This is a genomic window from Martelella alba (assembly GCF_005217455.1).
Classification (GTDB): domain Bacteria; phylum Pseudomonadota; class Gammaproteobacteria; order Enterobacterales; family Enterobacteriaceae; genus Acerihabitans.
Genome location: NZ_SZPQ01000020.1, coordinates 105603 through 126548, shown reverse-complemented (window position 1 = coordinate 126548; position 20946 = coordinate 105603). Strand labels below are relative to the sequence as shown.

The 20946-nt window shown below is 60.0% G+C and carries 18 protein-coding genes and 1 pseudogene; 10 read left to right on the top strand and 9 right to left on the bottom strand.

Features of this window, described 5'->3' with window-relative positions; all coding sequences use genetic code 11:
• Positions 1-657: porin (locus FCN80_RS14830; protein WP_170975400.1), on the top strand; the 657-nt coding region annotated here is incomplete at its 5' end.
• Positions 658-760: 103 nt separating this feature from the next.
• Here FCN80_RS14830 and bhsA read toward each other — a convergent pair.
• Entirely contained in the window at positions 761-1018 is a 258-nt protein-coding gene (bhsA, locus tag FCN80_RS14825; protein ID WP_136990947.1) for a multiple stress resistance protein BhsA, read from the bottom strand.
• 166 nt (positions 1019-1184) lie between these two features.
• Between bhsA and FCN80_RS14820 the strand changes: the two genes are divergently transcribed.
• Genes FCN80_RS14820 through FCN80_RS14800 form a run of 5 tightly spaced genes read left to right on the top strand, consistent with a single transcriptional unit; the run spans position 1185 to position 6880 of the window.
• Positions 1185-1865, top strand: coding sequence for a CerR family C-terminal domain-containing protein (locus tag FCN80_RS14820; protein ID WP_136990946.1), 681 nt, complete (start codon positions 1185-1187; stop codon positions 1863-1865).
• 30 nt (positions 1866-1895) lie between these two features.
• Positions 1896-2903, top strand: a complete 1008-nt coding sequence (gene hlyD / locus FCN80_RS14815; protein WP_136990945.1) for a secretion protein HlyD — start codon at positions 1896-1898, stop codon at positions 2901-2903.
• The gene (locus FCN80_RS14810; protein WP_136990944.1) at positions 2893-4635 is read left to right on the top strand and encodes an ATP-binding cassette domain-containing protein; all 1743 of its coding nucleotides are present in this window, start codon (positions 2893-2895) and stop codon (positions 4633-4635) included. The genes hlyD and FCN80_RS14810 overlap by 11 nt, the downstream gene beginning before the upstream one ends.
• A complete protein-coding gene (locus FCN80_RS14805; protein ID WP_136990943.1) occupies positions 4622-5764 on the top strand; it encodes an ABC transporter permease in 1143 nt (380 codons plus the stop codon). Before FCN80_RS14810 ends, FCN80_RS14805 begins: the two co-directional genes overlap by 14 nt.
• Positions 5765-5773: 9 nt before the next feature.
• Positions 5774-6880, top strand: a complete 1107-nt coding sequence (locus FCN80_RS14800; protein ID WP_136990942.1) for an ABC transporter permease — start codon at positions 5774-5776, stop codon at positions 6878-6880.
• A 105-nt stretch (positions 6881-6985) separates the two neighbouring features.
• On the opposite strand, the pseudogene FCN80_RS14795 reads toward FCN80_RS14800, so the two are convergent.
• A pseudogene (locus FCN80_RS14795) lies at positions 6986-8209 on the bottom strand (MFS transporter).
• Between the two features lie 402 nt (positions 8210-8611).
• Between FCN80_RS14795 and FCN80_RS14790 the strand changes: the two are divergent.
• Positions 8612-9523, top strand: coding sequence for a LysR family transcriptional regulator (locus FCN80_RS14790; protein WP_136990941.1), 912 nt, complete (start codon positions 8612-8614; stop codon positions 9521-9523).
• Positions 9524-9595: 72 nt separating this feature from the next.
• Here the strand turns inward: FCN80_RS14790 and FCN80_RS14785 are convergent, their stop codons facing one another.
• The 6 genes from FCN80_RS14785 to hypB all read right to left on the bottom strand — a co-directional run bounded on the left by FCN80_RS14785 (position 9596) and on the right by hypB (position 16965).
• A complete protein-coding gene (locus tag FCN80_RS14785) occupies positions 9596-10975 on the bottom strand; it encodes a radical SAM/SPASM domain-containing protein (RefSeq protein ID WP_230492682.1) in 1380 nt (459 codons plus the stop codon).
• A 208-nt stretch (positions 10976-11183) separates the two neighbouring features.
• On the bottom strand, positions 11184-13622 hold the full coding sequence (gene hypF, locus FCN80_RS14780) for a carbamoyltransferase HypF (protein WP_136990940.1): 2439 nt from the start codon (positions 13620-13622) through the stop codon (positions 11184-11186).
• A 39-nt stretch (positions 13623-13661) separates the two neighbouring features.
• Positions 13662-14675 carry a hydrogenase expression/formation protein HypE gene (hypE, locus tag FCN80_RS14775; RefSeq protein ID WP_136990939.1) on the bottom strand — a complete coding sequence of 338 codons (1014 nt, stop codon included), beginning with the start codon at positions 14673-14675 and terminating at the stop codon, positions 13662-13664.
• Entirely contained in the window at positions 14672-15787 is a 1116-nt protein-coding gene (gene hypD / locus FCN80_RS14770; RefSeq protein ID WP_136990938.1) for a hydrogenase formation protein HypD, read from the bottom strand. Before hypD ends, hypE begins: the two co-directional genes overlap by 4 nt.
• Complete coding sequence (hypC, locus tag FCN80_RS14765; RefSeq protein ID WP_136990937.1) at positions 15774-16064, bottom strand: HypC/HybG/HupF family hydrogenase formation chaperone; 291 nt, start codon at positions 16062-16064, stop codon at positions 15774-15776. The genes hypD and hypC overlap by 14 nt, the downstream gene beginning before the upstream one ends.
• A gap of 91 nt (positions 16065-16155) precedes the next feature.
• Positions 16156-16965: a hydrogenase nickel incorporation protein HypB gene (gene hypB, locus FCN80_RS14760; protein WP_306767883.1), complete on the bottom strand. Its 810-nt coding sequence runs from the start codon at positions 16963-16965 to the stop codon at positions 16156-16158.
• Between hypB and FCN80_RS26845 the strand changes: the two genes are divergently transcribed.
• The gene (locus FCN80_RS26845; protein WP_230492688.1) at positions 16951-17529 is read left to right on the top strand and encodes a hypothetical protein; all 579 of its coding nucleotides are present in this window, start codon (positions 16951-16953) and stop codon (positions 17527-17529) included. The two genes, hypB and FCN80_RS26845, sit on opposite strands and share 15 nt — an antisense overlap.
• A 7-nt stretch (positions 17530-17536) precedes the next feature.
• Here the strand turns inward: FCN80_RS26845 and hypA are convergent, their stop codons facing one another.
• The gene (gene hypA, locus FCN80_RS14755; protein ID WP_136990935.1) at positions 17537-17881 is read right to left on the bottom strand and encodes a hydrogenase maturation nickel metallochaperone HypA; all 345 of its coding nucleotides are present in this window, start codon (positions 17879-17881) and stop codon (positions 17537-17539) included.
• Positions 17882-18300: 419 nt separating this feature from the next.
• On the opposite strand from hypA, the gene FCN80_RS14750 reads away from it, so the two are divergent.
• Together FCN80_RS14750 and hyfB are read left to right on the top strand one after the other, a co-directional pair.
• A complete protein-coding gene (locus tag FCN80_RS14750; RefSeq protein ID WP_136990934.1) occupies positions 18301-18921 on the top strand; it encodes a 4Fe-4S dicluster domain-containing protein in 621 nt (206 codons plus the stop codon).
• Between the two features lie 2 nt (positions 18922-18923).
• Positions 18924-20939, top strand: a complete 2016-nt coding sequence (gene hyfB, locus FCN80_RS14745; protein ID WP_136990933.1) for a hydrogenase 4 subunit B — start codon at positions 18924-18926, stop codon at positions 20937-20939.
• The last annotated feature ends 7 nt before the right edge of the window (positions 20940-20946 follow it).

The window sequence follows — 20946 nt, the reverse complement described above, 5'->3', positions numbered from 1 at the left end:
ATGAACGGCCGCGCCACCGGTGTTTTGACCTATCGCAACAACGGCTTTTTCGGACTGGTGGACGGCCTGAATATCGGCTTGCAATATCAGGGCGCCAATGACGAAAACAGCGCCAATGCCCGCTCTTCCAGTTCTTCCGAACTCAAGCAGGCCAATGGCGACGGCTATGGTTTTTCCGTGTCCTACGCGACTCCGATACATTTGTCGGTCTTGGGCACTTATACCAACTCCAACCGGACCGCGCCGCAGAATACGATGGTCTACGGTCGCGGCGACAAAGCCGAAATGTGGGCCGGCGGTCTGAAATATGATAACGACGGCGTCTATTTCGCCACGTTATACGGCGAAACGCTGAATATGACACCCATCAAGTCCGCCGGTTTCGCCAATAAAACCCAAAACGTCGAAGCTATCGCGTCATATATGTTCGACTTTGGCCTGAAACCGATGTTCGGTTATTTCCAGTCCAAGGCCAAGGATGTTGAAAATGTCGGCGATGTCGATTTGGTGAAATATTTCGAACTCTCGGCGACCTATTACTTCAACAAAAACATTAATGCCTACGTGGATTACAAAATCAACCGTCTGGACAGCAATAACCCGTTGGGCATTCCCAGCGACAACCAGGTGGGCGTGGGTCTGACCTATCAGTTCTAAGCAACGTTTCTTCGGCGGCGGTCATCGGCGCGCCAATCCACACGCTGGGGAAGACGGCTCTTGGGCCGTCTTTTCATTTCAGCCTGATCCACCCGCAACGGATCTACTGATAGAGCTCGGCGCTGCCGCGCAGCGTGTTGTGACCGCCGGCGGCGATGATCCGGTAGGAGGATGCGTGCGCGGCATCGGCCTTGGCGGCCAGCCTATTTTGCAAATCGGTCAGAGAGCCGGTGGTGGAGGCGGAAACCAGGCCGATGGCGCGTTGCTCCGCCGGGCGGGAATAGATTTCCCGGGCGGCGAAACTGGCGAAGGATAACCCGCTCAATGCCAGGACGACGATGCTTTTTGTCAAGTTGGTCATTTTGTTGAGCCTTATGTCAGATTGCCTACCGTAAAGTGTATCCGGCCGACGAAAATTGTTGTGCCATGCAAGCACTGTTTAAGCGTGGGGAAATCCGCGTCTCACTTTACAGGGGGATATTCCCGGTATAGTATCAATCAATCGATTGATTAACTTACTGGCCATTATGACTGAGCCCCTGTCGCCAACATCCCGCGGCGAACAAGCCAAAACACAACTTATCGCCTCGGCCATCACGTTATTCGGCGAAAAAGGCATACACGGCGCCACAACCCGTGAAATCGCACAGCAGGCCGGGCAGAATATCGCCGCCATAACCTATTATTTTGCTTCCAAGGAAGGGCTTTATCTGGCGGTGGCGCAATGGATAGCTGATTTTATCAATCGCGCCTTTCAACCGGTTATCGACGACATCGATCGGCTGCTGGCCCAGACGGTGATCGACCGGGAACATTGCCGTCATTATTTGCGGCAGAGTCTCTTCACGCTTATCGACGTAATGACCCGGCCGGAAACCCTGCACCTGAGCCAGATCATGTTTCGGGAACAATTGGCCCCGACCGGCGCTTACGACATCATCCACCGAAATGCCCTATCAGCAATGCACCGCCGCCTGACTCGGTTGGCGGCCGGTTACGCCGGCGCGGATCCGGACGATACCCGGATCACGCTGCACGCCCATGCGTTGCTGGGGGAAGTGTTGTCCTTCCGATTCGGCCGCGCGACGCTCATGATGCAGGCCGGCTGGCAGACGCTGGGACCGCCGCAAGCCCGCCTTATCACCGAAGTCATAGGCCAGCATATCGACTGGCTGCTGGCGGGGCTGCGCACGAATTGGGCCCGATAACAAGAATCATCGATAACAAGGCGAAACAACATGAAAGGCAGGAAAATCGCCATCGGCGTCATCGTTCTTATTCTTATCGCCGGCGCCATCTACGCCATCGCCGGCTACCGACGTCAGCAGGATCAGCCGCTGACTTTGTATGGTAATGTGGACATCCGCACCGTCGATTTGGCTTTTCGGGTGGGCGGACGGTTGGCGCAACTGGCCGTCGATGAAGGCGACGCCATTCATCCCGGCCAGGTTCTGGCGAAACTGGACGACGCGCCATACCGGAACGCCCTGCAACAGGCCCGCGCCAATGTTGATAACGCCCGCGCCAAGCTCGATTTGGCGTTGGCCGGCTATCGCAATGAAGAAATCGCCCAGGTCCGCTCGCAACTGGCCCAGCAACAGGCGGCATACGACTATGCCGAGCGGTTTTACCAGCGGGAGCGCATGGCATGGGAAAAACGGGCCATCTCCGCCGATCAATTAGACGACGCCCTGGCCGCCCGCGATCAGGCCAAAGCCAATCTTCAGGCGGCCAGCGACAAGTTGCGGCAGTATCTGACCGGCAACCGGCCGCAAGACATCGCTTCCGCCAAAGCGGAACTGGCCCAAATGGAGGCGGCCCTGGCCCAGGCGCAATTGGATCTGTCCGATACCGTTCTGACATCGCCTTCGTCCGGTACCCTACTGACGCGGGCGCAAGAAGCCGGCAGTATGCTGAGCGCCGGGCAGACGGTGTTTACCCTTTCGCTGACCCGGCCGGTATGGATCAGGGCCTATATTGCCGAAGATAACCTGACCCAGGCCGTGCCGGGCAGCGCGGTGGACATCGTCACCGATGGCCTTCCCGGTAAAACGTATCACGGCAAAATCGGTTTTGTGTCGCCCACCGCCGAATTCACGCCGAAAAACGTCGAAACACCGGAGCTGCGCACCGATCTGGTCTACCGCTTGCGGATTATCGTCACCGATGCCGATGATCGTCTCCGGCAAGGGATGCCGGTCACTCTGCGCTTCCCCTCCATCGCGGACGGGGCCCATGACCGATAAGCTTATTCGTCTCGCTATGCTGGAGAAAACCTTTGCCGACGCTTATCGCCCGGCGGTGGCCAGTATGAGCGTCGATATCCGCGGCGGCGAGGTTACCGGCCTGGTGGGACCGGACGGCGCCGGGAAAACCACTTTGTTGCGCATGTTGGCGGGCCTCTTGTCGCCAAGCCGCGGCAGCATGCGGGTGTTGGACCTGGATCCCACCACCGATCAGCGTCGGCTGCACGCGATCCTGGGCTATATGCCGCAAAAATTCGGTCTGTACGAGGACCTGACGGTAATGGAAAACCTGACGCTTTACGCCGATTTGCGCGGCGTCATCGGCGACGAGAGGCGCCAGACTTTCGACCGTTTGCTGGCGTTCACCAGCCTGGCCCCTTTCACTGGCCGGGCGGCGGGGAAGCTGTCCGGCGGCATGAAACAGAAGCTGGGGCTGGCCTGCACCCTGGTCGGTCGGCCGCGAGTCCTGTTGCTGGACGAACCCGGCGTCGGGGTCGACCCGATTTCCCGGCGGGAACTCTGGCGGATGGTGCATACGCTGGCCGATGACGGCATGCTGATTCTTTGGAGCACGTCCTATCTGGACGAAGCGGAACAGTGCCGCGAGGTGTTATTGATGAATGAAGGGCGCTTACTGTATCACGGCGAGCCCGGCGCGCTGACCCGGCGGATGATCGGCCGGACGCTGTTGGCCAGCGCCGCGGCCGGCGGACACCGGCGGCTCTTGCGTCAGGCGCTTCGCCTGCCGCAGGTGAGCGACGGCGTTATCCAGGGCCAGTCGGTACGATTGATCCTTGCCGAAAATGCCCGTCGCGATGACGTGCGCGAGGCGCTGGGGCTGCCGGCCGACGGGCTGACGGCGATTACGCCGCGCTTTGAGGACGCCTTCATCGATTTGCTCGGCGGCGGGCCGGCCAGCGGCAGCGCCCTGACCCACATTATGCCCCACGTCGCCGGCGACCGAGAAGATATTGTGATAGAGGCGCGGGACCTGACCAAGAAATTCGGCGGTTTCACCGCCACCGACCGGGTAAACTTTCAGGTACACCGCGGCGAAATCTTTGGTTTGCTGGGCCCAAACGGCGCCGGTAAATCCACCACCTTCAAAATGATGTGCGGGTTGCTGACGCCCTCCGCCGGCCAGGCGCTGGTGCTGGGAATGGACTTGAAAACCCGTTCCGGCAAAGCGCGCCAGCACCTGGGCTACATGGCGCAAAAATTTTCCCTGTATGGCAACCTGACCGTGGAGCAAAACCTGCGGTTCTTTTCCGGCGTCTACGGCCTGAAGGGCCGCGCCCGGCAAGAGAAAATCGCGGTCATGAGCGACGCCTTCGATTTCCGGCCAATCCACCAGCGCACGCCGGATACCCTGCCGCTGGGGTTCAAGCAACGGCTGGCCCTTGCCTGCTCGCTGATGCACGAACCGGAAATTCTGTTTCTTGACGAACCCACGTCCGGCGTCGATCCCTTGACCCGGCGCGAATTTTGGCTGCACATCAACGGCATGGTGGAAAAAGGCGTTACCGTCATGGTGACCACTCACTTTATGGAAGAAGCGGAGTATTGCGATCGCATCGGGCTGGTCTATCGCGGCAAACTCATCGCCTGCGGCACGCCGGATGAACTCAAACGGCAAACGGCCGATCGTCAGACGCCGGACCCCACCATGGAGCAGGCGTTTATCGCTCTGGTTGCCCGGCATGATGAGGACACCCTGAATGAGCAGTCATGACGGAACGGGAATAGCATGGCGACGGCTAAAAGCGCTGTGCCTTAAAGAAAGCCGGCAAATTCTGCGGGACCCCAGCAGCGGCCTGATTGCCTTTGTGATCCCCATTATGCTGCTGTTCATTTTCGGCTACGGCATCAATCTCGATTCCAGCCGGCTGCGCATCGGCATACTCATGGACCAACAAAGCGCCGACGCCCGCGAGCTGGCCTATGCTTTCACCGGGTCTCCGTTTATCGACGCCACCATCAGCGATAACCGGGCGCGCCTGATTTCGCTGATGCAGGCCGGCAAGATTCGCGGGCTGGTGGTGATTCCGGTGGACTTCGATGTTCATCTGGCGCACCGCGGCGACAGCGCCCCCATTCAGATCATCACCGACGGCAGCGAGCCCAACACCGCCAATTTCGTTCAGGGCTATACCCAGGGCGTCTGGCGGCTATGGCAGCAACATCAGGCCGAGGATCACGGCCGCGATGTCCAGACGGCCATCGATGTCAGGCTGCGCTATTGGTTCAACCCGGCGGCCATGAGCCGCTATTTCATTATTCCCGGCGCCATCACCATCATCATGACCGTGATCGGCGCCATTCTCACCTCGCTGGTCATCGCCCGCGAATGGGAACGCGGCACCATGGAGGCGCTACTGTCCACCCAGGTCACCCGCACCGAGTTGCTGCTTTCAAAACTGCTGCCCTATTATGTGCTCGGCATGGTGGCCATGGCCTTGTGTATGGCGGTGGCGGTAGGGGTCATGGGGGTGCCTTTTCGCGGATCGCCATGGCTGTTGTTCGGCATCAGCAGTCTGTTCCTGGCCGGCACGCTGGGCATGGGGCTGCTTATCTCCACCCTGGCACGTAATCAGTTCAATGCCGCCATGGTGGCGCTTAATGCCGCGTTTTTGCCGGCCATTATGCTATCGGGGTTCATCTTCCAGATAAACAGCATGCCCGCCCTGGTGCGCGCCATTACCTATGTCATTCCGGCCCGCTATTTCGTCAGCGCCATGCAAACATTGTTTCTGGTGGGCAATACCAGCGGGATACTGCTGTTTAATGCACTGTTCCTGACGGCCGCCGCGTTGGGCTTTATTGGCCTGACCGCCTGGAAAACCCGGCGTGGTCTGGATTAAGGAGCCGCTATGCTGCATCGGTTATGGACGCTAATCATCAAGGAATTACAAGTTCTGCTGCGCGACCCGCAAACCCGGGCGATACTGATTATGCCGGTGATCCTCCAGGCTGTGTTGTTTCCTTTTGCCGCAACGCTCGAAGTCAAGCACGCCACCATCGCCATCTACAACGAAGACGGCGGCCAGGCCTCGGTGGAGTTGACTCAGCGTTTCGCCAAAGCCAAAGCGTTTGCCCAGGTCCGCTTGCTGCACAGTCCGCAACAAATACGCGGCACCCTGGATAATCAGCGCGCCCTGCTGCTGATCCGTTTTCCGGCCGACTTCTCCCGGCGTCTGGCCGAAGGCGTTCCGGCGCCCTTGCAACTGATTCTGGACGGCCGCAATTCCAACAGCGCGCAGATCGCCGCCAATTATATCCAGCAGATTGTGCTGCAATATCAACAGGAGACGGCCGGACGGACGACCCAGTCGCACAACAGCGAGTTGGTGGTGCGTAATTGGTATAACCCCAATTTGGATTACAAGTGGTTTGTGGTGCCGTCGCTGGTGGCGCTCATCACCACCATCGGCGTGCTGATCGTGACCGCGCTGTCGGTGGCCAGGGAGCGGGAACAAGGTACGCTGGAACAACTGCTGGTTTCACCGCTGACCACCGGACAAATTTTTATCGGCAAAGCGGTACCGGCCTTGGTGGTGGCCTCGTTTCAGGCCACGCTTATCCTGCTGATCGGCATCTGGGGCTACCGGATCCCCTTCGCCGGGCAACTGCCGCTGTTTTATGCCGCCATGCTGGTTTACGGATTATCGCTGGTGGGATTCGGCCTGCTGATTTCTTCCCTGTGCGCCACCCAGCAGCAGGCCTTTATCGGCGTCTTCGTGTTCATCATGCCGGCTATTTTGCTTTCAGGTTATGTGTCGCCGGTGGAGAATATGCCCGAATGGCTGCAAACCCTCACCTGGGTGAATCCGGTGCGGCATTTTACCGATATCACCAAGGAGATTTATCTCAAAAACGCCGGCTTCGGCGTTGTTTGGCACAGCCTGTGGCCGTTGCTGGTGATTACCGCCACTACCGGCAGCGCCGCCTACGGCATATTTCGACGCCATATCGCCTGACGCGCCGGTTGTCCCCCGCCCGTCCGATCCGCGCCCACCGCAAACGTTCCCTCGCCGGCCGCCGCCGGCGCATTTCACGATGGCCGGCAACGGCCATGACCCGGCTTAGCGTCCGTCTCCGGCGGCCGTCTTGCCGGAAATCCGCATCCCGCGGGTTTCCCGGCCGAAGGACGCCATCAGGGCGATGAGGATGGCCACCGTCCCGGCGACAATGGCCATCGCCAGCCCATAGTTATTGCCGTGCGCCTCGGCAATGCGCGATTGCAGCGTGGCGTTAACAGAGGCGATAAGATTGCCCAACTGATAAACAAAGCCGGGCAATACCGCCCGCGAGTTATCCGGCACCAGTTCTGTCAGATAGGTCGGCACCACGCCCCAGGCGCCCTGCACCATAAACTGCATCAAAAAGGCGCCGACGCCTATCATGAACGAGCCGGAGGAAAAGGCCCACAGCGGCAGGACCGGCAACGCCAGCAACGCGGCGATAATGATCGCTTTTTTACGGCCGATCTTTTCCGACAGGGAACCAAAGCAGATCCCGCCCAGCATAGCGGCAATATTGTAGCAGATGGCGATAACGCTCACCGTATGCGGCGGGAAACCGTGTTGCACTTTAAGGAAAGTGGGATACAAATCCTGGGTGCCGTGGCTGAAGAAATTAAAGCAGGCCATCAGGATCACCATATAGACACATAACCGCCAATGGCGGCGAATGATGGGCAGCAACGCCACGCTTTCCTTGCGTTCGCGGGCCGCCAGCTAAACCGGGGATTCCGGTACCTTGTAATAGATAAAAGGCAACATCAGTACCGGCAGGGCGCCTATCAGGAACATGCCGCGCCAGCCCACCAGCGAGAAGAACAAGCCGAAAATGATGGCCGCCAGCAGATAGCCGGCAGGATAACCGGCCTGGAAAATACCGGACATCAGACCACGAGAGCGATCGGGGATGGTTTCCATCGCCAGGGAAGACGCCACGCCCCAGATACCGCCCATGGCGATGCCGTACAATAACCGCAGGGCGATGAAGATGGCCAGCGTCGGCGACCAGGCGGAAAGCAACTCGAACAACGAAAACAGCAGGACATTCGCCATCAGGATAGGCCGCCGGCCGTATTTTTCCGCCAGGCGGCCAAAGATTAACGCCCCTATCGGGCGAACCGCCAGGGTGAGCATGATGGAAATAGACACGCTGGCGATATCGGTTTTAAACCACTGGGCGATATCGCTTAAAACGAACACCAGAACAAAAAAGTCGAAGGCATCCAACATCCAGCAGGCGAAACACGCCACGGCCACGTTGCGCTGTACAGAGGTCCAATTGAACATAGTCGCTATCCTATTTTGAATCGGCCGCGATTGCCGCGGCGCTAAAAAAGCACGCTATGATCAGGTAAGCTGCCGGGGAATGTTCCCTGTCACCCGAAGTGTTTAGTGCAATGAATTTGTGTTTGTTAAATGTTAACTATTTGTTTATAGCACGCTATAACCTTATTGTTTAAATGGATTTGTTTCCGAACATAACTAAGTGTAAATATACGTAAACACCGCTTTCCCACCTCTGTTGCCCGGTATGACCGACGCGTCCGGGCGGTTCTCGCCCATGGCGTTTTGGCAAGACTTTCGCAATCGGCGCCGTCGCGTTACGATGAATCCGGACCAGCGCGCCGTTTCGGCGGCCCTTGGCCGCATCTACCGACATCGCATTTACCGGCATAAGGATAAAAAGGTATGATCAGGTTCGATGACCTGGCGTTGTTCGTTCGTTCCGCCGCGTTAGGCAGTTTTTCCAGCGCGGCCCGGGAAAGGGATATCTTGCCGGCCCAGGTCAGCGCGGCCATCAAGCGCCTTGAGCGGGAACTCAATACCCGCCTCTTCGCCCGCTCCACCCGGAGCCTGCGGCTCACGGCGGAAGGCCAGCAATATCTGCCTTATGCCAGCGAAGTGGTACAGGCCCTGCGTGAAGGCCGGGAGTCGCTGCATCCGTCCGCCGGTCTGTCCGGGCTTTTGCAGGTCGCCGTCCCTTCCGATTTGGGCCGCAATGTATTGCTGCCCTGGATCAATGACTTCCGGCATCTCTACCCGCAATTGCAGCTGCGCCTGTTTTTTTCCGATCAGGTCGCCAACGTATTCAGAGACCCGGTGGATGTGGCCTTCCGCTACGGCATGTTCGACGACGCCAGCTTTGTGGCCTTGCCGCTGTCGCCTGAAAACCGGCGCGTGATGGTCGCCTCGCCGGATTATCTGGGCCGGCGCGGTCGACCAACGGATCTGCCCGAGTTAGCCCGGCATGATTGTCTGACTTTTGTGCTGCACGGCCGGGTTTATGATAAGTGGCTGTTATACCGAGAGGGACAAAAACGGCCGATCGCCGTCCACGGCACGGTGGTAAGTGACGACGCCGAAGTCATCCATCGCCTGGCGTTGGCCGGCGAGGGCATCGCTTACAAATCCTGGCTGGATGTCGGCCAGGATGTCCTGGCCGGCAAGTTGGAGATTCTGTTGCCGCAATATCAAGGCGAAGTGGTGCCCTTGAGCCTGATTTGCCCGCATCGCCGACAGTTCTCGCCGGCGGTCAGGCAGCTCTACGCGCATATCAAGACGCGCTGTCAAACATTGCAAGACGCCTATTCATTATCCTGAATAGTTCAAGGGGGCATCGCGGCGGCCGGGACCGGCCATTGCCCCGGCCGAACCAAACGATGCGCAATACGGTTAATGGTATTGATCCATTTCGGCCTGATAATTGTCGCCGTAACCCTCTTGATCCCAAATTTTGATAGCGTATTTTTTCCATTCCTCCGCCAGGGCGTCTAATTCATCACTAAACTTGAAATAGCTGTCGCTGCCTTCATGCTGCGGCGTGGCGCCGAATTTGCGGATATGCTCTCTGAATCTGGCGGGGTTATCAATAATTGGACAGGGTTGCATTAAATTTTTATTAAAGGGAATCTGCTGCTTATAGCCTTCGAAGAAAGGCGATTTTAATACTTCCACAACGCTTTTATCGCGAATATTATCCACCGCGTATTGCTGGAAGACACAGGGTTCAACGCCGCCCTTGGCATTGATATGCAGATAATTCGCGCCACCGGACATACAACCGTTCACCAGAAAACCGTGGTTCCAGAAATCGGCGATAAAGGCAAATCGCCCGGAGAGGCGTAATTTTTCAATTTTGTGGAAGCGATCGTAACGCTGCTGCGCGGTGGGCACCAGATCGAAAGAGGCATCGCGGCCGACTGGCATATATTGGAATACCCAAATATACTCCACACCTAAATTTTGAATGAAATCCCAATATTCGTCGCTCATCAGCTGATCATGATTCTTACGGGTCGCCATCATGGAAGCGCCGCAAAGAATGCCCGCTTCCCGTAGCCGGTGATACGCGGCGACGATTTTCTGGAAGACGCCGTCCCCCCGCCGCCAGTCGGTCATATCCTCCCACCCCTCAATGGAGATGGTGACGGCGACATTGCCCAGTTTCGCCAGGCGCCTGACCCGGGACTCGGTCAGCAACGTGCCATTGGTATAGACCATGAAATAGCAATCGTTGAATTTTTCGAAAATGCGCATAATCGCCGGATAGACGAAAGGCTCACCGCCGGTAAAGGTAAAAAAGCGCACACCGAGATCATAAAACTGCTGGAGGATATTCATCATTTCATCTTCTTCGAAATGATATCGGTCGCCATATAATGCCGAATAACATCCTTTGCAACGCAAATTACAGGCATAGGTTGGGGAAATCAGTACCAGAAAAGGAATATGGGTATCAAATTCCTTGCCCTTCGCCTCACGGATATTCTCACCGTAGATAAGATGATTGAATAGAAAATTTTTGACCAACTTTTCACGGGCGGTCTTGTTCAACCCGCGAATTGCCCGAATCCAGCCGGTCAACATAGGGTCTTTATCATGACATAACTGTGCCAGTTTCAGTAAATCATCTTTACTTTCTTTGGCGAATTTTGCCCCCAGGCTAAATATTTTTTCAAAGCTGTTCTCATCGGCATTATTGATTAGTGTGGACACCACCGGTGACATGGAACTAACGATGAAATGATTTAGCTTTACACTTAAACTTTCCATCTTAATTACCTCTACCTTGCCAATACCTATTTTTTTGAAAGCGAATTTGTATGACAAATCATAGACCCGTTTCAAAGTCGCTGGAGTTGATGTATATCAAAATTAGTGGAGACCTTACCGGTCGGTTTTTTCTGATAATATGCCCGTTGGAGAGATTGGTAAATATCGGCGGCGGATTTTCGGCCAGACGGCCTGGCGTGATCTGAAACTAGGCGTTGGACGGCGCATCTTCCAATCGGGCGCCCGCCGCCATGACGGCGGCAATCACCCCTTGTCCGAGCGCGACGCCCCCATCGCCGGCCGGCAGACTGGCGGGCGTTAACACACGCAGCCCGGCCAGCTCTTGAATCAACAACTCGCGAAACAGCCGATTTTGCACGACGCCGCCGGACAGCGCCACGGCGTTGAGGCCATGGCGTCGCGCCGCCAGGCGCGCCATATCGGCAAACCCCCGCGCCAGCGCCAGGTGAAAAGCATAGGCGCGTTGCGCCGGCGGCGCCGGCCATGTCAGCCACTGTCGCCAAAATACGGCCAGATCCAGCCTGTTGCCGCGCAAAGGCATCGTTACCGGAATATCCACCGGCGCCGCCGGCTTGACCGCCTGCCAGGCCAAGGCCTCGAGCCGGCAGGCCGCTTCGCCTTCCCAACTGATCTCATTAGGGCACAGCCCGAGCGCGGCCGCTATCGCATCAAACAACCTGCCGGCGGACGACGCCCGGGGAGCATGGATATTTCGCGCCACCGCGCGGGACAAAGGCTCGGCCAGCGCCGCGGGAATCACGCGCGCCTCCGGCAGCGAACGCCAGTCGGGCACGAACCGCAGCCAATGCGCCAGCAGGTTGCGCCAAGGCTGCCGCGCCGCCATGTCGCCGCCGGGCAACGCCACCGGCGGTAAACCGCCCAGCCATTCACAACGCCGATAGTCGATCAACAGGCATTCGCCCCCCCACAACGCGCCCTGCCCGACAGCGTTGCCCGGCGCCGCCGTCCGGGGCTCCGGTTGGCCGGGACCCGCCGTCGCGGCGCATAAGTCATCATCATAGCCCGGCCGGCTTTCACCGTATCCCAGCCCATCCAGCGCCAGACCGATAACCGGCCCGGCCTCCCGCGGCCAGCCGTTTTCCGCCAGACAGGCCGCCAGGTGGGCGTGATGATGCAATATGGCCACGCAAGGCAGCCCGTTTTGTCCGGCCAGTATTTCGCCCTGGCGACGGCTGAGATAGCCGGGATGCGCGTCCACGGCAATCAGGGCGGGAGTGAAATCCCAGATCTGCCGAAACAGCGCCAACGCCTGGCGCTGCTGTCGCGAGATGCCTTCATCGGCGAGATCGCCCAAATGCTGGCTGACAATCGCCTGTCCGTCGCGCAGCAGGCAAAACGTGTTTTTCAGATCGGCGCCCAGCGCCAGCACGGGCGGAATCCGTTCGAAACCGGGCGGCAGCGGCAGGGCGTCCGGTACATAACCGCGCGCGCGACGCAATATCTCCGGTCGTCCAAGGGCCGGGCGCACCAGGGAATCGTCGGCCCGTTGCAGAATATCCCGGTTATGCATTAGCCAGTAATCGGCGATTCCGGCCAGATCCGCCAATGCCCGGTCGTTCTCCAGCACGGGCGGCCGCCCGCCGGCATTGCCCGACGTCATCACCAGCGGCCGACCCGCGCGCCGCAACAGCAGATGTTGCAAGGGATTGGCCGGCAGCATCACGCCGATTTCATGCAGGCCGGGAGCGACAAGCCCGCATAAGGCGGATCCCCCACAACCCGGCGGTGCCGCCTCGGACGGCGGTTTGGCGAGAAGCACGATGGGCGCGGCCGGAGAACGCAGCAAGTCGATGGCCTCTTGGGTCACAGGGCCGAGATAACGCCGTAATCGACGCAGGTTCGGCATCATCACCGCCAGCGGTTTGGACGGCCGGTGTTTGCGCCGGCGCAACCTGGCCACCGCCGCCAGATTAGTGGCGTCGCAGGCCAGATGAAATCCCCCCACTCCCTTGATCGCCACAATTTCCCCGGCCAGCAACCGCCGAACCGCCAAACTGATTGCCGCATCGCCGGTCGCCAGTTCGCCGCCGTCCGGCCGCGCCAGCCAAACATGCGGCCCGCAATCGGGACAGGCGGTGGGCTGGGCATGAAAACGCCGGTCGGCGGGATCGCGGTATTCGGCCGCGCAGCGCGGACAAAGGGGGAAAGCCGCCATGGCGGTATTCGGTCGATCATAGGGCATGCGGCGGATCAGGGTAAAACGCGGACCGCAATGGGTGCAATTGATAAAGGGGTAATGCCGGCGCCGGTCGCCGCGATGCAGCAATTCCGCCAGACAGGCATCGCAGGTGGCCGCATCCGGCACCACCTGGGTGGTCATCTCGCCGCCGCCGCTGGCGAGAATGGTGAATTCCCGCGGCGGCCGCGGCCATTGCCATGGCAAACTTTCAATAGCGTGAATTTGCGCCAGCGGCGGACAGCATTGCCGCAACCGTTCGGCAAAGTCGGCGGCGTTGTGGCCGTACAAACGCACGTCGACGCCGGCGCCATTATTGCTCACATCGCCATTGAGGCCCATCTGGCGGGCCAGCCGCCAAACCGTCGGACGGAATCCCACCCCTTGAACCTTGCCTTTAATACGCAGCAGGATGCCGTCGTATGCCATATCTTGTCCTTGTATTTCCCCCGGCCGGCGGCGCCGTTGTCAGCAAATGCGCGGCAAAGGTTCATCATGGGGAAGATCCAGCAATCGGACAATCCCGTACGGACCACGCAACCTCACCTGTCCGTCATGGGTGGCCTCGCCTATGGTACAGGCCCCGCCCCCTAGCGGATGCCGGCGCAATGCCTGTAAAACCCGCTGTTCCGCGCCGGGTTCCACGGCCACCAGGAGTTTACCCTCATTGGCGAAATTGAGCGCCTCCAGCCCCAGCAATTCGCACACGCCCCGCACCGCGGGTTTGATGGGCAGGGCCGTTTCCTCAATAAGCATGCCGCAACCGCTGCCTCGGGCGAATTCATGCATAATGGCGGTGACCCCGCCCCGGGTGGCGTCGCGCAAGGCGCGGACGCCGGCGATATTGCGCAGCGCGGCGATCATGGGCGCCAGCACCGCGCAATCGCTCGCCAGATCCGTTTGCATGCCGAGATTTTCCCGCAGGTTGAGAAGGGTCGCGCCATGGTCGCCCAATGTGCCGCTGACAATGATCCGATCCCCCGGACGGATGGCCTTCACCCCCCAGTCCACGCCGGCCGGGATCATGCCCAGGCCGGCGGTATTGATAAACAGTTTGTCCGCCGCGCCGCGCGGCACCACTTTGGTGTCGCCGGTGACAATCTGCATGCCGGCGTCCCGGGCGGTTTCGGCCATGGAGCGGACTACCGCTTCCAGGGTCGTCAGCGGCAATCCTTCTTCCAGAATAAAGCCGCAAGACAGCCAGCGCGGCGTCGCGCCGCCCACCGCCAGATCGTTGGCGGTTCCGCAAACCGCCAGTTTGCCGATATCGCCGCCGGGGAAAAACAGCGGATCGATCACATAACTGTCGGTGGTAAACGCCAGACGATCGCCGGCCTCGGTCAAGGCATCCAGCGGCAAACGGGCCTGATCTTCGCCGGCCGCCAGCAGCGGATTGTCAAAGGCGCTGACAAATAACCCGCTTATCAGCGATTGCATGGCGCCCCCGCCATTGCCGTGCGCCAAGGTAATCTGTTTGGTCATGATTCGCTCCGACGATATTGATACCAGGCGGCGCAGGCGCCTTCCGAAGACACCATCAACGCGCCGAATGCGTTTTGCGGATTACAGTCTTCGCCGAACAACGGGCAGTCGGCCGGCTTACAGCGGCCCGTCAGCACCTTCCCGCAGCAGGCGCGGGGATCATCGGCCACCGGTTGCGGATCGGGCCGGAATCGCCATTCCGCATCGAACGGCCGCCACGCTTCGCGCAGGCTGACGCGCGAATCCGCTATCACGCCCAAACCCCGCCACTCGCCGGCGCCTTCGGTGATGAATACCTCATCCATCGCTTGCTGCGCCAGCCGGTTGCCTTCGTCCGGCACCACCCGCCGGTACTGGTTTTCCACGCACACGCGGGCATCGGCGTACTGCTCGCACAGCATCAGTAATCCTTGCAGAATGTCTCCCGGCTCGAAGCCGGTGATCACCACCGGCTTGCGGTAGACCTCGCAGATACCGGCATACGGCTGCCGGCCGATAACCATACTGACATGGCCCGGCGCGATAAAGCCATCGATACGAACGTCCGGTTGCGACAGCAGGCTTATCAGCGTCGGCATCAGCGTGATGTGCTGGCAGAACAGGAAAAAGTTCGTCACGCCGTCGGCCCGCGCCTGCCGCAAGGTGACGGCGGTGGCGGGCATGGTGGTTTCAAAGCCGATGCCAAAGAACACCACCTGCTTCTCAGGATGCTGTTTGGCCAGCATCAAGGCGTCCAGCGGCGACCAGACCATGCGCACATCGGCGCCGCGCCGGCGGGCGCTCAGTAATGTCCCTTGCCGGCCGGGCACCCGCATCGCATCGCCAAAGGTACAAAAGATGACGTCCGGTCGCAGGGCGATTTGGATACAGGCATCGATTCGCCCGGCGGGCAGGACGCACACCGGACAGCCCGGGCCATGGATAAACTCGAGCGACGGCGGCAATAGCCGATCCAGGCCGAATTTGAAAATGGCGTGGGTATGGCCGCCGCAGACCTCCATGATTTGCAGCGGATGTTCGGCGGTGAATCCGGTGTGCCCCATTCGGTCGTGGATGCGCGCCACCAGCGCCCGCACCAGATCCGGTTGGCGATACTCGTCAACATAGCGCATCGCCGCCTCCCCGCAGGAACGCGCCGACATCGTGCTCCACCTCCTCCATCGCCTGCAGCGCCGCCAGGGTTTCCCGCGCTTGCGCCTCGTCGAGCAGGCTCATGGCAAAGCCCACATGCACCAGAACCCACTGGCCCGGCAGCGCCGCCATGGCGTCTTTATCGGCGCAGACCAGCCGGATATTCACCCGCCGCCTGACGCCGCACACGTCCACCCAGGCGTCGCCGTCATGCTCGTTATCCAGCGCCAGCACTCGGCCGGGTATGCCTATACACATGTTTGTTCTCCCACCCGTTACGCGGGCGCTTTTGCTACTTCGTCCGGACGCGGTCGGCGCCGCTCGCCCGGTCCGTTTGGCCGACGTGACTTTACCGCCGCCGCTGTTCCTGCAACCAGTTCAGCCAGGCGTCCATCCCCTCGCCAGTGGTTGCTGAGACCTTCAGTACCGCGATGTCCGGATTGACCCGGCGGGCATAGTCGATACAGGCGTCGACATCGAAAGCGACCCAGGGCAGCAAATCGATTTTGTTGAGGATCATTAGACTGGCGGCGGCGAACATATGAGGATATTTCATTGGCTTATCCTCGCCTTCGGTTACCGAGAGCACGACGACCTTGCCGTGCTCGCCCAGATCGAAGCCGGCCGGACACACCAAATTACCGACATTCTCGATAAACAGCAGGCCGTTATCCGCCGGCGCCAGCCGAACGGCGGCGTCGTGTACCATCTGCGCGTCCAGGTGGCAGCCCTTGCCGGTATTTACCTGTATGGCCGGCACGCCGGTGGCGCGGATCCGTTGCGCGTCGTTGGCGGTTTGCTGATCGCCTTCGATGACCGCGCAGGGCAGAGTCTCCTTCAACCGCGCCAACGTTTCGCCGAGCAAGGTGGTTTTACCGGAACCGGGGCTGGAAACCAGATTAAGCGCCAGTATGTGGCGAGACTGAAAATACTCACGGTTACGAACCGCCAGCCGGTTATTCTTATCCAGCACATCCATCTCGATTTCCACCATGCGGCGCTGGCTCAGGCCGGGAGCATGCCCGCCCGCCTCGCCATGGCCGTAGTCCAAATCACCGCTGATATCCGCCCGCGGCGTAAAACCGCGATTTTCCGGCGCAGAGTAATAATAATGATGATGCACTTCGGCATGATAATGGTGGTGATGGATGATCTGCACGGGGGCGGCGTCCGGTTTGCGCGAGTCCGCATCATCCAGCGGGCCGAAACGGCGAAAAACGCCGTATTGGGCAGGCCGGCCGGGGTGATCCGGTTTATGGACATACCCGATATCGCTGTGCCGGTGATCATGGACATGCCCGTGGCCGTGATCATATTCGTGGCCGTGTTCATGGCCATATTCGTGGCCGTGTTCATGAGCATGTTCGTGGCCGTGTTCATGAGCATGTTCGTGGCCGTGTTCATGAGCATGTTCGTGGTCGTGGTCGTAGCCATGCCCGTGGTCGTGTTCGGGACCGTGTTCATGGTTGCGCTCATGGGCATGTTCGTGGCCGTGTTCATGTTCGTGGCCGTGTTCATGTTCGTGGTCATGAATCGGGACGTTTTGCTGATGATGACTTTCGACGACAAGATCGCCCTCTATTCGGCGTTCGCCTTCGCCGCAGCCGCAGGTACTGCACATGACAATTCTCCCTCTGACAGAGACCGGGATGGCGCGACCGGCGGCGGCGCCTCGGGCGGAACGCCCGGATGCGGGACTTGGGCCGGTTACGCCCCGGGGTAGTATAGCGTCAGGCCACTTCCATCCGTTTGATCTGGATTCGATCCTGAGCCTCGGTTTGCAAACGATCGGCACCGCAAAACGGACACACTGGAATCGGGACGGGGGGCAGCGTCACTTGCCGTCGACAGTGGGGACACCAGGCCCCGGCCGTCTGCTGTTCAAGATAAAGCCGGCAATCCTGCGCCAGGGTGCCGCGGCAGACCATATCGAAACAAAACCGCAGCGACTCCGCTTCCACGCAGGCAAAGGCGCCAATGGACAACCACACGCCGGTCACGCGCCGCGCGCCGCTTTTGCGCGCCTGCTGTTCTAGAATTTCCAGCGTGTTTTGCGCCAGCGTCAATTCATGCATCGATTGCCTCGTTTTACCCTCCCGCCATCGCCGTCTCCATGCAAGACGGGTGCCAGTTGCCGTCCCATCGGAACGGGGTTGCGCCTGAGGGACCGCGACCACTCCCAGCGACGGGGTTCTCAAGTAAAATCAGGCTATTGAGCGGATAACGCCGCCGCCGTCCCCGGGCTTTCCGCGGGGGCGCCCAACGGCGTCGTCATAAATGACGACGAAACCGCGCCCGCGAATTTCGTCACTTATGACGACTCCCATGCCCGCCGTCACGACCCGCCGGCAAGGGAAAAAGCCGGCAAGCCTGGCCTGCCGGGCTGTTTGGCAATATCCCTATTACTGGCATGGAAAATGCTTGCAGCGCCAGCATATTCAAACACGTTATCACGCAGCCTGAGAGGCATCCGTTTCTCCCGGAGGAGAAGGTTATGAACCGCTTCGTTATCGCGGAACCACAACTTTGCATTGGATGTAATACCTGCATGGCCGCCTGCACCGAGGTGCACAAGGCCGAGGGTCTGCAATCGCATCCCCGATTATCCGTTACCAAGACCGACGGGCAAACCGCGCCCATGCTTTGTCGCCAATGCGAAGACGCGCCTTGCGCCAGGGTATGCCCGGTCAACGCCATTACCCAGGGGCCGGATTCGATCATCTTGAATGAAAGCCTGTGTATCGGCTGCAAACTCTGCGCATTGGCCTGTCCGTTCGGCGCCATAACGCCGGCCGGCAGCAAGCCGGTGAATCTGCCTGCTACTTATCGGCATTACATCCCCGCCGAGCAGTTGGCCGATGTGCCGGAAAGTCCGCCGAAAACGCATCCGTTCCTGGCCTGGAATCCCGGCGTGCGCAGCGTGGCGGTGAAATGCGATCTGTGCGCATTCCTGCCGGACGGGCCGGTTTGCGTTCGGACCTGTCCCACCGATGCGCTGGTACTGGTGGAAGAGGACGCGGTGGAACAAACCGGCCGGGCGCGCCGTCGCTACGCGGCGCGCTGGCTGTCCTCGGGTCTGGATACCCCATCCCCCACCCTGCCGAAACAGGAGTAAACATGGACGCATTTCAATTACTGGGCGGCTCGCTTGGGCTGTATCTGGCGGGCGGTATCCTGTCTCTGCTGCTGGCGCGGCGGGAAAATCTGGCGATTTGGGTCGCCGGTCTGTCGGCCATGGCCGGCGGCTGCCTGGGGCTCTTGAGCGCGGCGCCGGTCTTGCTCAGCGGCCGAACCTTGAGCTATAGCATGGCCGGCCCGTTCCCCTTCGCTTCATTCAGTCTGCGCCTTGACGGCCTGGCGGCTTTCATGCTTTTGGTCATCTCGCTGCTGGTGGTGCTGTGCGCGCTCTATTCCCTGGCCTATGTCCGTGAATATCTGGGCCGGGGGGCGGCGGCCATGGGATTTTTCATGAATGTGTTTATCGCCTCCATGGCCATACTGGTGACGGTGGATAACGCCTTCTGGTTCATCGTGTTCTTCGAGATGATGTCGCTGGCGTCCTGGTTTTTGGTTATCGCCGATCAGGATGAGGAATCCATCAACGCCGGTCTGCTGTACTTCTTTATCGCCCATGCCGGCTCGGTGCTCATCATGATTGCTTTCTTCCTGCTTTACCGCCAAAGCGGCAGTCTGGAGTTCGCCTCATTCCGCGCTTTGACGCTGTCGCCGGCCAGCGCGTCAATCGTTTTCCTGCTGGCGTTTTTTGGTTTCGGCGCCAAGGCGGGCATGTTGCCGCTGCACAGCTGGCTGCCCCGCGCCCACCCCGCCGCGCCGTCTCATGCCTCGGCGCTGATGTCCGGCGTGATGGTGAAAATCGGTATTTTCGGGATCATTAAAGTCGGGATCGAACTGCTGGGCGCCAGCGAGCTGTGGTGGGGCGTGGTGGTGCTGGCGTTCGGCGCGGTCTCCTCGGTACTGGGCGTTCTCTACGCCTTGGCGGAGCATGATATCAAGCGGCTGCTGGCCTGGCATACGGTGGAAAATATCGGCATCATCCTGATGGGCGTCGGCGTCGGCATGATAGGCATCGCCGCCGGCCATCCGGTGCTGGCCGCGCTGGGTCTGCTGGGCGCGCTCTACCATCTGCTCAATCATGCGGTCTTTAAGGGCCTGCTGTTTCTCGGCGCCGGCGCCGTTATTTGGCAAACCCACACCCGCGATATGGAAAAAATGGGCGGGCTGGGCCGGCTGATGCCGTACACCGCCCTGGCGTTCATTATCGGCTGTATGGCGATTTCCGCCCTGCCGCCGCTCAACGGCTTTATCAGCGAGTGGTATACCTATCAATCCCTGTTCGCCATGAGCCATCAAAACGGTTTTATCCTGCGGCTCGCCGGACCCGTGGCCATTGTGATGCTGGCGCTGACCGGCGCGCTGGCGGCAATGTGCTTCGTTAAGGTCTACGGCATCAGTTTCTGCGGCGCCGCGCGCAGCGAAAAAGCCGCCCGGGCCGGGGAAGTGCCCCGGCCGATGATCATCGCCATGTCGATCCTGGCGCTATTGTGCGTATTGCTCGGGATCGGCGCGTCCTGGATCGCGCCGGTGCTGGCCACGGTCGCCGCCGGACTGGCCCACGCCCATGATGTCGCCGTGGCGCACGGCGCCGTGCTGATTCCGCAACAGGCCGGCCAGGCGATACTCTCCCCCTTGATGATTTTCATTCTCTTGCTGGCGCTGCCGCTGATTCCGCTGGCGATTTATCAGGCCGCCAAACGCGGCCAGCCGGGCTATCGGCGCGGCGGCGACCCTTGGGCCTGCGGCTACGATTGGCAAGGGACGATGGCCATGTCGGCAGGCAGTTTTACCCAGCCCTTACGGGTCATGTTCGCCGGATTGTATCGGCTGCGCCGCCAGCTTGATCCGTCGCCGGCGCTCAAGCGCGCTCTGGACGTCGCCGTACGGGGCGCCGGGCGGACCGAACCGTTTTGGGATGATTGCATCATCACCCCGCTGGTACGGTTGACTCAACGGGCGGGCGGACGAATTCAGGCGTTGCAGGGAGGCGACTTTCGCATCTACTGCCTGTATGTGGTCGCCGCCCTGGTCATCCTGTTGCTCGCCGCCGCCGTCTAAGGAGAAA